General features: G+C 31.3%; 11 protein-coding genes and 1 pseudogene. 2 read left to right on the plus strand and 10 right to left on the minus strand.

Annotated elements, in window-relative coordinates; all coding sequences use genetic code 11:
- Positions 1-19 precede the first annotated feature (19 nt).
- Complete coding sequence (locus LCI24_RS12610; protein WP_274640692.1) at positions 20-2,398, plus strand: porin family protein; 2,379 nt, start codon at positions 20-22, stop codon at positions 2,396-2,398.
- A 132-nt stretch (positions 2,399-2,530) separates the two neighbouring features.
- Here LCI24_RS12610 and LCI24_RS12615 read toward each other — a convergent pair whose 3' ends face one another.
- The 10 genes from LCI24_RS12615 to mnmE all read right to left on the minus strand — a co-directional run bounded on the left by LCI24_RS12615 (position 2,531) and on the right by mnmE (position 14,663).
- Entirely contained in the window at positions 2,531-3,427 is an 897-nt protein-coding gene (locus LCI24_RS12615) for a leucine-rich repeat domain-containing protein (RefSeq protein WP_274640693.1), read from the minus strand.
- A 188-nt stretch (positions 3,428-3,615) separates the two neighbouring features.
- Positions 3,616-4,611 (minus strand): metal-dependent hydrolase, encoded by a 996-nt coding sequence (locus LCI24_RS12620; RefSeq protein WP_274640694.1) that lies wholly within the window; start codon positions 4,609-4,611, stop codon positions 3,616-3,618.
- Positions 4,612-4,635: 24 nt separating this feature from the next.
- The gene (locus tag LCI24_RS12625; protein WP_274640695.1) at positions 4,636-5,433 is read right to left on the minus strand and encodes a hypothetical protein; all 798 of its coding nucleotides are present in this window, start codon (positions 5,431-5,433) and stop codon (positions 4,636-4,638) included.
- Between the two features lie 33 nt (positions 5,434-5,466).
- Complete coding sequence (locus LCI24_RS12630) at positions 5,467-6,099, minus strand: hypothetical protein (protein WP_274640696.1); 633 nt, start codon at positions 6,097-6,099, stop codon at positions 5,467-5,469.
- A 224-nt stretch (positions 6,100-6,323) separates the two neighbouring features.
- Complete coding sequence (locus LCI24_RS12635; protein ID WP_274640697.1) at positions 6,324-9,416, minus strand: efflux RND transporter permease subunit; 3,093 nt, start codon at positions 9,414-9,416, stop codon at positions 6,324-6,326.
- 11 nt (positions 9,417-9,427) lie between these two features.
- On the minus strand, positions 9,428-10,915 hold the full coding sequence (locus tag LCI24_RS12640) for an efflux RND transporter periplasmic adaptor subunit (RefSeq protein WP_274640698.1): 1,488 nt from the start codon (positions 10,913-10,915) through the stop codon (positions 9,428-9,430).
- A gap of 18 nt (positions 10,916-10,933) precedes the next feature.
- Complete coding sequence (locus LCI24_RS12645; RefSeq protein WP_274640699.1) at positions 10,934-11,413, minus strand: hypothetical protein; 480 nt, start codon at positions 11,411-11,413, stop codon at positions 10,934-10,936.
- Positions 11,414-11,433: 20 nt separating this feature from the next.
- Positions 11,434-12,621, minus strand: a complete 1,188-nt coding sequence (locus LCI24_RS12650; protein ID WP_274640700.1) for a TolC family protein — start codon at positions 12,619-12,621, stop codon at positions 11,434-11,436.
- Positions 12,622-12,680: 59 nt separating this feature from the next.
- Positions 12,681-13,130: a hypothetical protein gene (locus LCI24_RS12655; RefSeq protein WP_274640701.1), complete on the minus strand. Its 450-nt coding sequence runs from the start codon at positions 13,128-13,130 to the stop codon at positions 12,681-12,683.
- 138 nt (positions 13,131-13,268) lie between these two features.
- On the minus strand, positions 13,269-14,663 hold the full coding sequence (gene mnmE / locus LCI24_RS12660) for a tRNA uridine-5-carboxymethylaminomethyl(34) synthesis GTPase MnmE (RefSeq protein ID WP_274640702.1): 1,395 nt from the start codon (positions 14,661-14,663) through the stop codon (positions 13,269-13,271).
- A 415-nt stretch (positions 14,664-15,078) separates the two neighbouring features.
- Here mnmE and LCI24_RS12665 point away from each other — a divergent pair.
- A pseudogene (locus tag LCI24_RS12665) lies at positions 15,079-16,829 on the plus strand (hypothetical protein); the annotation flags it as partial.

Consider the following 16,829-nt stretch of genomic DNA (forward strand, 5'->3'; position numbering starts at 1 on the left):
AAAGAAAAAGTATATTTTAATGATTACAATGAGGGGGCAAACACTAAAAGTAGTAGTGTTTACTTTAAGCATATTTTTTGCTGAAAGTATAGTAGGACAACAATTAGATTTTGAGAATATAGGAAGAGGAAAACCATTTAAAGTTAGCGGGAACATAGCGGCTAACTCTGTGTTTTATTCATCAAACCAAAATAGCGCGAGAGCACCATTTACCTATTTTTTACAAGGAAGCTTAAATTTTAATATTTATGAATTTTCAATTCCAGTAAGCTATAGTTTTTCGAATCAAGGAGGAGATTTAGAGTATCAGTTACCGTTTAGTTTCAATCGTTTGAGTTTACACCCTAAATATAGATGGATACAAGCTCATATTGGAGATGTGAGTATGAGTTTTTCACCATATACCTTAGCAGGTCATCAATTTACTGGAGGAGGAGTTGATTTAACTCCAAAAGGAAGTTTTACATTTTCAGCAATGTACGGGCGATTATTAAAAGCCACAGAAGATTCTGAAGATAATAGAACACAACCTGCTTTTAGACGCATGGGATATGGGGCCAAAGTAGGATTTAAAAAAGAAAAGTATAGCTTAGAATTAATTGGTTTTTATGCAAAAGACAAAATAAATTCCATAAGTGCGGTTCCAGAAGAAAAAAAGGTATTACCTAAAGAAAATTTAGTATTAAGTATGTCAGGATCTGTAACTGTAACTGATGGACTTCGATTTAAAGGGGAGTATGCATCAACGGCGATAACACAAGATTTAAGAGCCGAACGAGTAGACTACAGTAGCGGTATAGCAGGTCTATTATTTAATAATAGAGCGTCAACAGAACATTACAAAGCGTTCAAAACAGAAATGGAATACAGCTTTGATAAGTATCGATTTGGAGTAGGGTATGAGCGTATAGATCCAGGGTACCAAACATTAGGAGCATATTATTTTAATAATGATTTTGAAAATATTACTTTAAACGGTAATACTACTTTATTTAATAACAAAATAAGTCTAGGGTTTAATATAGGATACCAAAGAGATGATTTAGCCAATCAAAAAGAGACTAATACTAGTAGAACAGTAGGGAGTATAAATGCTACTTACGCTATGAATAAAAGAGTAAATATAACAGGAAGTTACTCCAACTTTTCTACTTACACTAATAATAAACTAGATCAGTTTGAGATTATAAATGATGATAATTTGTTAGATAATCAAGAAGAGCGATTCAACTATAAGCAGTTATCTCAAAATGCTAACGTTAATGTAAGTTATATTTTAGAAAATAGTAAAAATAGAAGACAAAATTTAAACACAAATTATTCGTTAGCTACGGTAGCAAATGCTGAAAATGGGATTGTACGTATAGGTAATGGTTCAACATTTCATAATTTTAATACCTCTTATACATTAGGATTACCACAAAGAAAAATAAACATAACCTCTGCTTTAAATACTACTTATAATACTATAGGAAGAGATGAGTCGTATACATGGGGACCAACAGTTGCTGTCAATAAAAAATTTCTAAAAGACAAATTAAACACAACATTTAGTACTTCTTATAACCAAAATAATAGTAAAATAAATAAAGCAAGTGCCACAAACTTTAGATTAAATACAAATTATGTGTATAGAGAAAAGCATAATTTTAACTTAAGTGCTATTCAGTTATTTAGAAATACCTCTTTAAAGAATACTCAAGACTTAACAGTTACTTTCGGTTATAATTACGCTTTTGATTTATCTGCAAAAAAGAAGGCTAAAGAAGAAAGAACTAGAGGTGTATTTAGTTTTTCTTATAAAGAACATATGTTTAAAGGAGAGCCTCATGAAATAACTCCAGAAGTATTAATTATTGGGAAAGCAAAGAGATTTGAAGAGATAAAAAAAATAAATAAAATAGCAGATAAATTTTTGGTATTAGAACAAGAGTTAAAAGATGCTGAACTAAAATCTAAAAATAAGTATAAGAAAAAGGCAATTGAGTACTTAAGTCATTTACATAAGAATCAAGATTATGTAAAAACATATTATGATTTAGCTTTTAATGGACTTAAGAAATTGTATAGAGATGCCAAAAGGGTAGAATGGTCGGTAGAACAGAAGTATAAAACAGCTTTATCTATGTATAATAAATCAAGCAAAAAAGAGAATAAAAAGATGCAACTGTTTTTAAATAAAAGAAAATCAGCTTACAAAGCAAATAAATATATGCTTGAACAGCTAGAAAACTTAAAGAAGGAAGATTTATATAAAGAAGGAGGAGATTTTTATAATTTTAAGCATACGCATTTAAATACTATTTTAAAAATGTTAGAAGAGGGTAAAACGAACATGGAGGTTTCTATTTTTCTTGAAATTGCTTTTGCAAAAATGTTTCACACATTAAGTGAATAAAGCATAAAGAAAAATTAAATTTTCATAGATTCTCGGAAGCATAAAGTTAAGTGATATTATCTGAGAATTATTGTTTTTAGCAAAAGTAATTTAAGTTAAGTAATTGGGAGATATTATCATAGCAAGATTTTATTAATTACAACTTGTGTTAAATTCTTGGTAATCAGATTTAGAAAACATGGGAATATTTTGACCACTATGTATCTTAATACAGAATAAGCTAGGATTTGAATTAACGGTTAAGCGATCCAAATTAACCAACCCACTTATATCTAGTGATGTAAGTAAATTACTGGAACAATATAATACTTCAATATTACTGTTAGATTTCAAGTCGATATTTTTAAGCTTGTTATCAGATAAAGCTAAAACTTCTAAAGCTTTATTAGCGGAAAAATCTACTTCCAAAATCTTATTGTTTTGTGCTAAAATGGTTTTTAAGTTTACTGCCTTTTTAACATCTAAAGACACCAGGAAATTATCTCTAACATTTAAGGTTTCTAAATTAGGGTTGTCAATACTTAACGTTTCTAATGAATTATAATATAGACTTAACGATTTTAGATTAGTAGCATTTTTTAACCCAGTAATAACACTTAATTCATTTACATCAAGGTCTAAATTGATTAATTCTGTATTGTTACTCAAATCAATATTTTTAAGGTAATTACCAGCAAGTACCAAAGTATCTAACTGTTTATTAAACCTCAAGTCTATTGTGGTTAAATTATTTCCTGTTGCATGTAATTTTTTTAGATTAGTAAACCCTTCAATACCTGTTAGGTCTGTAATTATATCATCATTAGATGAGTTTAAATCGAGGCTGATAACCCCTAATGCGTCACTTTTTAATAGTTGTTGGTTGATAATGCCATCAGAATCTATACCCAGATTGATTAGTTTAGTCTCAAATTGTGCATCTGGAATGTTTAAATATTTTTGCTCTTCAATATTGTCATCACTTGAACATGAAATAAATAGGGAACATGATATAAGAAGAAAGCTTAATTGTTTTAGGTAACGTTTCATAGGTAAGATTTTATTTTTTTTTTGAGACAACAAAATTCGCGAATAAACTGTTTAAAAAAAATTAATTTAAGTTAATTTTTAAATAGTAAAATCAGTTGAAAAAAAGTAAAAGTATTTTGTCTAAAATCTGATTAATTTTGCTTTATAAAAGAGCAGTAAGTTTAAGATATATACTAGGAATTACTCAATTAATTTCCTTGAATTCTTTCCCATAAATCTGTTAATAATTGTTTTGCTTTTTCACGATTCCTAGGAACTTCATTTATAATAATTTCACCCTGTTTTTCATCTATTTCAAAGCTAAAAGCAAACTGTTGAAAATTAGGAGCTACGCTTAAAAGCCCGAAACGAAGATCGTTTAAGTATAACATATTGTTTTTTTCAGAAACAGTATACCAACCTTTGGTAATTTTAATGAGTCGTTTTACTGAAGTATCATCTTTGTAATTACCCAATAAGTGATGATTTTTAGGATAGGAGTAGAACTCAATTGGTTTAGTGTCAAAAAATGAATAATAACCGATAAGGTAAGCATCTTCAGTTTCAACATTTGCTGACCATAAAATAGTATTAAAGGGTGTTGGTTTGGTTTCTATTTCTTTATAAGCTATTTCTTGTTCTTTTAAAGCATTCGCAAATTTAGTATAAGTAATTCCCTTGACAATAATGGTAATTGCCATATAAGAACTACTTACTATAAGACCTAAGTTGTTATATTTTCTTCTCTTTTTAGATGCTTTTGATTGAAACATAGCCATTAAAAGAAACACTAAAAAAGGTATTGTATATAGTGGATCTATAACAAAAATATTTTTGAAAGCTAACCGTATGTCTAAAGGCCAAAAAAGTTGAGTACCCCAAGTAGTATGGGCATCTAGAATAGGGTGTGTAAAAAGTCCCCAAAACAAGAGTAACGCCCATTCTTTTGTGGAGGCTTTTTTCTCATACAAGGAAATGAGCCAACCGAAAATCCACCCAAAAACAATTGCAAAAAAAACAGAGTGTGTAAAACCTCTGTGTATTTCAAGTGCTGTAACAGTGTCGAAAAACTTACCAATATACACATCCAAATCAGGTATAGTACCAGCGATAGCACCGTAGAGCATTGCTTTATTACCAACTTTTTTTCCTAATACAGCTTCTCCAACTGCTGCTCCAAGAACAATTTGTGTAAGTGAATCCATAAAGCAAAAATACTTATAAAACTACTAGTAAATAGAGTTATAATATTCGTCAACCCATTCCGTAGGATATTTATTATATAAGTTGTTAAGAAGTAGCTTATTTGCTTCGGAAGTTTTAAAATCTTTATAAAAACTACCAAGAACCCAAACTGTTTCTCTAGGTAAGTCTGTTTTATGATATTCTAAAAGAACTTGTTTTGAAGTTTTTGAAGAGTCAACTAATAGTAGAACCAATGCTCCAGCTGTTTCAAAATTAAATTGATTATAGAAAGGAGTCATTTTTTGAGCCCTTTTTAAAAGTATAGGATTCTCTAAGAAAAGTGATGCTTTTAGTTTTCTTCTTAGACTAGGATAACTTGTATAAGAGTTAACCTTGGTAACAAACTTTAAATTCTCTAAAAACTCATTATACTTTGTATTGTATAGGTTTTCTATGTCATTTAGTGAGTTCACTCCAAAGAGTAAATATACCGTACTAGGTCTTAAAACATTAATATTATATCCTTTTCCAATTGAGGATAGTGTTCTTTCAATACCTTTTTGTAAAAGGGGATAATTGTTTTCTTTTACTTTTGTAATAATACCTAATCTAGAGGCGTGAAAATAAGCATCAACAATTTTTTGCTTGTCTATTCCTTTTAAAGCTTTTGTTAGTGTTGCATTAATATCATAATGACGATACGGGTAAAATTGACCTTGAAACTTATGGAGTAAAGCTTCGTTTTCACTTTCGATAAAAAAATCAATAATTTTACTTGTAGTAAGCTTTCCTATAGTTTGATATTTTTTTTCTTGTGACTGTATTATTATCTCTCTTTCCATTTATGAGATGTGTTTTATTAATTATTGAAGTTTTTAATGAAAAATGATTGCTGCTTTGTTGCGAATACTATGCTTTGCAGCTTTAAATAATTCACACCAAACTAGTTTCTCTCTCCAAAAGTCTTCTTCTGTGTTTATTGATTTATTTACAGCATCAATATTTACAATAGTATCTTCTTCATCTAGTTGAATATTAAGCTTATTTGCTATAAATTTCAATTCCTTAAAAAGTGTGTATGACGAACCAATCATTGCACCATCAATAGGAGTCTCATCATTATCAAAAATAATATCGATAAAATCCACAGGAAGATAAAAACCTGTACAATCTGAATGACATATAAGATGACAAGTTAATAATGATGCATGGTCATCTATAATAGAATCTTCATTAGGCTCACTGTTAGGGCTAAATGGAGTAGGAGTCCAATCTTCATATTCGGCACAATAAGCGTAAAAACGTCTTAAGTGATGAATAAAATCGTAAGAAAATCCACCAAGTTCTAAAGGACCATCTTCTAATTCAGCTGGTTCTTCGTAAGGTGTAAGTCCATTTAATTCTAATAATTTGTTGATGTTTTTAAATACTGAAGAGTAATGCTGAAAAGCTTCTTCATCCATTTCTTTAAAGCTAGCTAGTGCTCCGCTAGTAATGTATAGTCCCATTTTTTAAGTTTAAAATTTTATAGTAAAATTATAAACCCATGTAAGTAGATAGAAATTTGTTTTATAAGCGTAGTAAACCGTTATAAATTTGAGAAAATAAACTTACTTTCCGATACAAAAAGTAATAATGTTAATAAAATCAGTGTATTCAGCAGGTTAAGGTGGAGTAGAGGTGGAAGATTTTGTTTTCTTTTATTAGAATTTAAAAAAACAAAAGCGTTACCTTAAAGGTAACGCTCGTTTTTTGAATTCACTAATTGATAAACACAAGGAATTACTATTAAGTTTAATAGTGTTGCAGAAAGCAATCCACCTAAAATAACAATTGCCATTGGACTTTGAATTTCATTACCCGCTTCATTACCTTTTAAAGCTAACGGAATTAAAGCTAACCCCGTTGTAAAAGCGGTCATTAAAATAGGGTTTAATCGATCTATAGCTCCATTTTTTAACAAAACTATACCCTTTATTCCTTCATTTTTTAAGTCTTCATACCTTGAAACTAATAAAATTCCATTTCTTGTTGCAATACCAAAAAGACTAATAAAGCCTATTGTAGCTGCAATGTTTACAATTCCAGAGGTAAAATGAACAATCAGTATACCACCTATTAAAGCTAAGGGTAAATTGAGTAAAACGATAAAAGCCAGTTTTAAATTTTTAAACTCGTAATACAATAACCATAAAATTACAAGAATAGCTACAAGAGCAGTCATTAAAAGTAATTGAGAAGCTTTTGCTTCACTTTCAAATTGCCCGCCATATTCTATTCGATAGCCTTCTGGTAAGTTAACGTTGTTATTAATCTTGGTTTTAATATCATTTACAACAGAACGTAAATCGCGACCTTGAACATTTGCAGCAACCACGATTTTACGTTGTACGTTTTCTCTACTCACACTGCTAGGACTACTAACAGACTGTATTGAAACAAGCTCACTTAACGTGATTTTTTGACCGTTAGGTAAAGAAATTAAAGCATTAGATAAGGCTTTTTGAGAATTTCTATAAGGTTTTTCATAACGTATCATTAAATCAAAAAACTTTTGTCCTTCATAAATATCTCCAGCAGTTTCACCTGCAAAGGCAATATCCATTTGTTCTAACAAATCATTTACGGTCATTCCAAAGGCAGCCAATAGTTGACGTTTAGGAACAATTCGTATCTGTGGTACTTCAATTTGTTGATCAACTGCGGCATCTGCAATACCATCAATCTCTTTTATGTTTTGTTCAATAGCTTTTCCTAAATCGAAAAGTTTAGATAAGTCCTCTCCAAATATCTTAATAGCGATATTGGCACGAGTACCGGATAACATATGATCTATACGGTGTCCAATGGGTTGTCCTAAGGTAATATTTACACCAGGAACTAAACTCAGTTTATTTCGGACTTCTTCGTAAAACTGTTCCTTAGATTTTCCATTTAAATTGAATGGTACATCAATTTCGGCTGCATTAACACCTTGTGCATGTTCATCGAGTTCAGCTCTACCTGTTCGTCTGGTAACCACATCTATTTCGGGCATACTTAATAGTAATTGTTCCGCCAGTTTACCATTTTTATTACTTTCTTCTAAAGACATCCCTGGTATACCCACCATACTAATTACTAAAGAGCCTTCATTAAATTCAGGTAAAAAACTTCTTCCCAATTGTGAGAGCATCACTAACGAACCTAAAAACGCTATAATCGTGGTGGTTAATACAAGTTTAGGAATCTTCAGTACGTAATCTAAAGCTTTTAAATAGTGCTTTTGAAGCCATTTCTCCACCTGAGTACCTTCAGCTTGTTTGCTCAATACCTTTTCAGATTTTAATAAATAAGAACACAGAACAGGAGTTAGAGTAACGGCCACTATTAACGATGTTAATACGGACGTTATAAAAGCAATACCTAATGGTTTTAATAAACGTCCTTCCATACCACTTAGAAAAAATAATGGTACAAACGAAACAATAATAATAAGTGTTGCTATAATAATAGAACTTCTAATCTCTATAGATGCTTCCCGTACTACTTCAATTACTGAGAGTCTATCTTCTTTAGGTTTCTTTATATTCTCTCGTAATCGTTTAAATACATTTTCTACATCAATAATGGCATCATCTACTAAAGCACCAATAGCAATTGCCATACCTCCCAAACTCATGGTGTTAATGGTATATCCTAATACTTTTAATATGATAATTGATACCAATAAAGAAATTGGAATTGCTAATAATGAGATAACAGTTGTACGCCAATTCATTAAGAAAATGAATAATACAATCACTACAAAAAATGCGCCTTCTAATAAGGTACTCTGTAAATTGCTAATAGAAGCTTGAATAAAATCAGACTGTCTAAATATCTGATTTTCTACAGTAACACCTTTTGGCAAAGTAGTTTTTAGATCTGCTACAGCTTCATCTAATTTCTTAGTTAACCGTAAGGTGTTTACTCCTGGTTGTTTTGAAATAGTCATGATTACCGATGATTTGGCATTCAAAGAACCATCACCGATTTTATCAGCAGCACCAATAACAACGGTAGCTACATCTTTAACCTTAATAGTTTGACCATTAACTTGCTTTACAACCGCTTCCTTTAAGTCATTTAAATTATAAACACGTCCACTTCCTTTTATAATATATTCGTTTCCATATTCATTTAAGATACCTCCTGGAGCATTTATATTACTCTCTCTAACTTTCTCTAAAAGTTCTTGAATACTAATATTGTACTGGCTCAATTTATTTGGATTTGCCAATACCTGATATTGCTTATACTCACCACCAATAACAATAACATTAGCAATACCTCCAATAGATTTTATACGTGGACTAATAGTCCAATCGGCTAAAGTTCTGACTTCCATTGGAGACATTTCTTCAGATCGAATACCCAATAGCATAATTTCTCCCATTATGGAAGAAATAGGGGCTAGAGTAGGTGTACCAACTTCTTTAGGAAGCTTTTCACGAACCATAGGTATACGTTCACTTACTATTTGTCTTGCCTTATAAATGTCGGTACCCCATTCAAATTCAACCCAAACAATAGAAATTCCAGCAGCAGATGAAGAGCGTATACGACGTACATTAGGCGAACCGTTCATTGCTGTTTCTAACTGATAGCTTATTAACTTTTCTACTTCTTCAGATTCCATTCCGTGTGCTTCTGTAAGAATGGTAACTGTTGGAGCAGTTAAATCGGGAAACACATCGATATTCATACTTTTTGCTAAATAGATTCCTGCAATACTTAAAAATGCAGTAACTAATAGCACCATTAACCTATTTTGAAGTGATAATGATAATATTTTATTTAACATACTACTTCCTTTTAATGTGCATGACCATGTGCTGGAGCTTCACCAGACATTGATGCTGTTTTTACTTGATATGCTCCTTTAGAAACTACATATTCACCCGCTTTAAGCCCTAATAAAATCTGAACTTCATCACCATTTTGTTTTCCAATAGTAACTTGTCTTTTTTCAAAACTTTCTCCTGATAATTGAACAATAACGGTGTAGTTTCCATAATCTTCTAATAAAGCTGAAGTAGGTATAACCAATCCTATTTCTGGTTTGCCAACAGATAAGGTTGCTTGTGTAACACCTCCAATTGGCATGCTAATAGCATCATTTACTTTAGCATATACTAAAAGCATCGGTTTTTCTAAAGAAACGGTTTTATCTACTGATAGAATTTCTCCATTTGTACTTTTAATATTAGACCAATTAGTGTCATCAGTTTGATACCAAATATTATCTATATGCTGAAGTATATTAGAATATTTCGGACTTACCTGAATTTTTAGCAAGCTAGATTTAGAATCGGTGATTATAAATAGTGAACTTCCTTCGGAAACATAACTTCCATTACTAACATTTAGCGATTGTATATATCCATTAAAAGGAGCTCTAATCCCTTTTCCTTTGCTAGAATATCCTTTAGCTAAATTTTGATAGTTTTCTTTAGCTATTGTGTAATCACGTTCTACCTGTTCCCACTCTGATTTTGCTATAATTTTAGAATCAAATAACTCTTTTTTACGATTGTAATTTGCCTCAGATTGCTGGTAAACAGCTTTAGCTTTTTCTAATTCGACAGTTAAATTATTAGAAACAAAACCTCGACTAGAAATTGTCATGATAGTTTCTCCTTTTTTAATAGAAGTACCTACGGTAATATTTTTTGTAAAAGTAACTTTACCACTAGCATTAGCTACCAAAGTTTCAAAATCACTAGGAGCGGCTTCCCAAATACCAAAAGTTTTAATAGCTTCATGAACTTCTTTTTTTAGCACAGGAGCTGTCTGAAAGTCCATTTTCCAAGCCTGTTCTTTTAAGAATGTAATCCCTCCAGATTCGTTGGAAGTCCCCAAAGCTTCAATAGCAATAGCTTTACTGTGGTAAACTATGACATCTTCAATAATTAACTCGTCTTTATATGTTGGAGTATTTATTTTAAATATTAATTGAAAATTCCCTTGTGTTTTAGGTGTAATAGTTGGTGAAAATATACCTGGAGAACTAGGAACATTTACAGTATGAGTAGCTACAACTTCCCCTTTTTTAATCAAGTTTACCGTTACACTTCCTTCAGTAACAGGAAGGTGCTTTTTTAATTGTGTAAAATGAGCTGCAAACCTACTTGGTTCGTTTACCACTAATGCAGGAAACTCTACAAAAAGCTCTGTCTTATCTGTCCATAGAGTTTCGCTTTTAGTAGGAAACTCTTCTAGAGTTGCAGTAGCATTTGTAGTTTTTTTTGTGCTGCAAGAAAAAACGAATACACAACACAAAATTATAACCATATTTTTCATTTCTGTTTTGTTTTAGTGTTATTGAATTTTTCCAATAATAATGTAGTTTCCTTTAGTAGCTAAAGTCACTTTTACATCATTATCTGAAGTGTTTTTCCAGTACCATCCGTGAGAACCTTTAAAAGCCATAGTCTCTTTTCCTTCTTCTCCAGTAGATGTTCCTTTAGAATAGCTCTTAAAATAACCCTCTGGATATTTATCCTTTTCTTCTGGGTCTCCATGAAAATCAAAAACTAACGGCGCAGTAGAAGACCATTTATAACTTAACACTTCTCCGTTATTAATTTTGAATTTATATTCTAATGCACTACCTGCTTTTACAGTAATTGTAGTTTCATTTTCTTGTACATTGGTACTTTCATCTTTCTTTACTTCGGTAGTAACATGCTTGCCGTTAGCATCATGTTCATGACCATGCTCTTTTTTATCGTTTTTACAGCCAATAAAAACAAAGGCTGTTAACGTTAATAGCGCTAAAATTGATTTAATTTTTCTCATGTTCTTAAATTTAATTATGGTTATAATGTGTGTTTGTATAATTCAGTTTTTAAAAGCTGTAATTCCAATTCCATATTAAGCATTTCATCTATAGCTTTATGATAAAAGTCTAACTCAAGATGATATTCCATAAATGAAAACTCACCAAATTCATACGCTTTGTAAATAAGTTCATCGCTATTCAATGATGCCATGGTGTTCTTATAGTCTGTGTACTTTTTATGTAGTAACACATAGCTATTATAAAGCTGAAAGTATTTCGCTTCTATATTAGAAACCTTAGACCGTTTATTATCTACCTGAAATTGATGCTTGTATTTAGCAGCTTTTACCTTGTTTTTTGTACTCCATAGAGGAATAGAAATACCACCCATAATTCCTGAAATACGATTTCCAGAAATTCCTTGGTTATTGTATCCAAATGTTAAATTGGGTAAGATTTTTTGTTGCGCTACTTTTATTTGCTGTAAAGAGACATTTTCTTGAACGTTATAATAATTTAATAAAGGATCTTTTGTTAGCTTATTGTTCCAAAGCGTTTCAAAGGTTTCAATAGCGCTTTTTTCTAAATAATCATTTTGATTAAATTCGATGGATTTGCCTCCATTTAAGTTTGCTAATTCCTTTAATAAAGACGCTTGTTCAAGTTCAGTTTTTTCAACCTGAAATCGTACTTGTATCCAAGTTATTTTAGCTTTATTAAGTTCTAAAATTCCAACTTGCTCTTTTTGGTACAATGCTAAAACTTGCTCGTAAACCTTTTTACTCTTTTGGTGTCTGTTTTCTCTAATCTTCTTCAGTTTATTTAGAGAAATAACTTTTACCAATAGCTTATTGGCTTTTAGTAATATACTTTGTTTAAGTTCATTATACTTATAATTTAATTCCTCTGCTTTTAAGTTGCTCCATTTTTTTCTTGCAGCATAAACTGTTGGAAATTCGAAAGATTGAGATATTTCAAATTCGGTATAATCAGAAGCATTGCTTTGAGAAGCAAAAGGTAAATAATACCCTATTACTTCCGGATCAGATAAGTTATTAGTGCTTTTTGTCTTTAACTTTTCACTTTCTGTAAAAGACTTAAAAGCTTTCAACTCTTTATTGTTTTGTTCTATCTGTTTAAAAAGACTACTAAAGTGAGTTTCTTGTGCAGTCATAAACATATAGAATAGGCATCCACATAGTGTGAACGCTATACGTTTATTCATTGTATTATATTATTAGGTTAAACAGTATTATAGCCTTTTAGGCTATTTGTAGTGCGTGTTTATCCCAATACAGGAGGACCCCGTAATTCTAACCCAGCCAAGTATGTTTTATAAACAATATCTGGTGGCGTATATAATGGTAGTTTGTTTTTTTTCTGAACATCTACATATCCAAAATTATCATCAAGAATAGGTATTGAAGCCAATTCTACATCAAAAGACTTTTGCTTTTTAAGAATGGTGTAGCTCGGTAAATGATCTTTAACAAGCGTATTACCATGAGAATGGAACTCTAAAAAAGCATTTAAAATACTCTTAGTAACTACAGCTTTATCCTGCTCATCAGAATGATTGTGATGATGTTCGTGAGTAGTGTCAGAATGATGATGATTAGCAATTTCTCCATCAGATTGATGCTCATGATGATAATGAGGAATCGACTGATGCACTAATATTAAGCTAAAAATAGCTAATAAAAAAGATGCTTTTATTTGAATTGCTCTTCGCATTATAGTGCAAAGGTAAAAATAAATAGTAATTAATAAATTTAAGAGAAATAAAATTAGCTGTGAAATAAATATTGTTGTTTTCTTATTCTTTCTTTTAGTTGTAAAAAGAAAACAAAGTAGTATTAAAGGAAAGAAAATCTATTTGCCAATACAGAAATTCCCAAAAATATGACCTAAAATATCCTTGTCAACATCATATTCACCAGTGATATTTCCTAAGTGTCGTAGACATTCTCGAATATCAATAGCAAATAAATCAGAAGAAATATCTAAATCAATTCCATTTTTTACCGAATTAATACTTTCTAGAGCATGGTTTAATGCCTCGAAGTGGCGTGAGTTAGTAACAATTGTTTCATTGTTACTTAAAGCACCTGTATTCACTAAAGAAATAAGTTCTTGTTTTAACTCATCAACACCAATATTTTGTTTAGCAGAAAGTAGAATTAAGTTTTCAATTTCTGATTGTAAAATAGAAGAATCATGGCAAGATAATGTATCTATTTTATTAGCAATAACTAACAAACGTTTATTAGGAAAACGCTGTTTAATAGTTGCTATTTCTTCTAAAAATAATTCTTTTGAGTGTATGTATTTATTAGAATCAATTAAAAAGATAATTAGTTGTGCATTTTCTGCTTTTTCATAAGCTTTTTTAATTCCGATACTCTCAACAACATCTTCAGTTTCTCTAATACCAGCAGTATCTATAAAACGAAAAACAACACCATCAATAATTAGTTCATCTTCAATAGCATCACGAGTAGTACCAGCAATATCAGATACAATAGCTTTTTCTTCGTTTAGTAAGGCATTTAACAACGTAGATTTACCAACGTTAGGTTCTCCAATAATAGCAACAGGAATTCCATTTTTCATAGCATTTCCAAAAGCAAAAGAATCAATTAAACGCTTTAAAACAGCTGATATCTTAGCAACCAATTCTTTAAATTTGGTTCTATCAGCAAACTCAACATCCTCACCAGAAAAATCTAGTTCAAGCTCAATTAATGCAGCGAAATCTAATAGTTGAGCTCTTAACTCTTTTAATTCATTGGTGATACCTCCACGCATCTGCTGAATTGCCATTTGATGAGAAGCAGCAGAATTAGAAGCAATAACATCGGCCACTGCCTCAGCTTGCGATAAATCCATTTTACCATTTAAAAAAGCACGCATAGTAAACTCGCCATTATCAGCCATTCTACAACCATTTTGTAAGAAAAGTTGAATGATTTCTTGTTGAATAAAACTAGAACCATGACACGAAATTTCTACTACATCTTCGCCAGTGTAAGAGTGTGGATTTTTAAAAATAGATACTAAAACTTGATCAATAACCACTCCATTATTTACAATATGACCTAAGTGTAGGGTATGAGATTTTTGATTTAATAATGATTTATTTTTCTTTATAGAAGAGAAAAATGAATCTACAATTTTTATCGATTTTTCCCCAGAAAGTCTAATAACAGCAATAGCACCAACCCCTGCTGGTGTTGCTAAAGCAATAATTGTATCGTTTTGTATCATACTGCAAAATTACCTAATTAAAAAAGAAGTATTATAAAATATATAGAACATATTTTTTACCTGTATGGCCATAGGGGAAAACCCCCTTTTTTAACATTTCATTTTTTAAACCTAAAAATAAGTGCTACTTTTGGTATAACAGTTTTTAGAACTTAAAAAACGTTAATCCCTCAAAATAATACTATTCCCACTCAGTATTATTTTAGTTTCCTCAAAAAATTTTATTGTATACCCATTGTGTATTATTGATGTATTACATTCTTGTAATACTCAGAAATGCGTAACCCTTAATTACCCCAACTACCCCCATTTTACCCTATCCCCGTAAAATGGTTTTAGCTAACACTAAGACTTGATAAGAGTAATACCTAAAGAAGTTTAGAGTATTTAAAAGTTAAATTTTAAAAGTTAAGGTATGGGAATGAAAACTACTCATTTAAGAAAATTAATGCTGATACTTTTGTTGTTTAGTGCTAACTATATTTTTTCACAAACAACAGTATCTATGCAGAGTCCCTGTAGCCTTTCTGGGTGTGGAGCTCAGGATGTTGAAATAGGGAGTGTTTATATAGGAGACATAAATGGAAATCCAATAAGCACGTGTACAGTAGGGCAACAGCTCTCTAACGTTTATTTATATGTAGATATTTCAAAAGCAGCAAGTAAAATTGACCTATACATGCAGTTTTACTTGATGAATGGTACAGATAAAATTGATAAAGACGGAAATGTTTATGTAGGTACTGATAAGATTAGTATTGGAATCTCAGGTTCAATTAGTCCAGGTACTTATCAAATGTTTGAATTAATAAATTACACTTGTGGTGAAGAATTAACTTTAACAGACGTTTATCTTTCTTGGCAAACACCAGGAAGTGTTGTAGGACCAGGATGTGCTACACAAACTTCCAAGTGTTCTGGCGAGAACTTACCACCAATTGATGTACAAACACCAATAGCACCAGATTTTACATTTGAATATAATTGTGGAACTAACGATAGCGGATTTCAAGGAGCAACATTTACAAATACTTCTACAGGAGGAGATGGGGTTTTAACTTATGAATGGAGTTTTGGAACGGATGCTTCTCCGATGGTAGCAACATCAGAAGGCCCTCATCTTGTTAATTACACAAGTGCAGGATCAAAGATGGTAACATTAATTGTGACCGACGAAGATGGTGATACAAACTCAATAATAAAAAATATTACGATTGATAGTACTCCTACAGCTGCTATTGTTGGAACGAATATTACTTGTAATGGGGTTAATGATGGTATAGCTGATTTAACAGTAACAGGAGGAAAAGCTCCTTATACCTATTTATGGAGTACGGGAGCCACTACAGAAGACGTAAGTGGCTTAGGAGTAGGAACACATAATGTTATCGTAACTGATGCCAATGGTTGTATAGCACTAGCGGATGTTACTATAACAGAACCACCAATATTATCTCTTTCTCTTTTAGGAAGTGATTTAAGTTGTGGAGGAAGTGATGGGGCTATTGACTTGACAGTATCAGGAGGAACAGCAGATTATACTTACTTATGGAATACAGGAGCAACTACAGAAGACCTTAGTGGGTTAACAGAGGGGACTTATACAGTTACCGTTACTGATGCCAATGGTTGTCAAGAAGTAGATTCTATTACCTTAGTATCAAATGATGATGAAGATCCTGTAATAAGTGTTCCTGAAACTTTAGACTTAGAAGGTTGTGATGAAAACGATATTACAAATACTAATGCTAGATATTCTTTTAGTTTAGTAGAATCTTCAGATATAAAAGATAGCTTTTTTACCACTGGTTATACGGCTTCAGATGATGGAACAATAGCAAGTATAACTTATATAGATGCAATTAGTTCTGATGATGGATGTATTACTACAGTTACAAGAACGTTTACTGTAACAGATACTTGTGGTAAAACAGGAACAGACTCAATTATAATTACTATTCAAGACACAGAAAATCCTGTATTATCAGATACACCAACTGATGTAAGTGTAGACTGTGAAGCAATTCCAGTAGTACCAACCATCACTGCAACAGATAATTGTAATAATGCTATAGTAGTATTCACTGAAGTAAGTAATACAGTAGTAGATGGCTGTGGAGAGATTGTACGTAAATGGGATGCTACAGATCAGTGTGGAAACACGGT

It is taken from the genome of Tenacibaculum larymnensis (assembly GCF_028829235.1).
GTDB lineage: Bacteria > Bacteroidota > Bacteroidia > Flavobacteriales > Flavobacteriaceae > Polaribacter > Polaribacter larymnensis.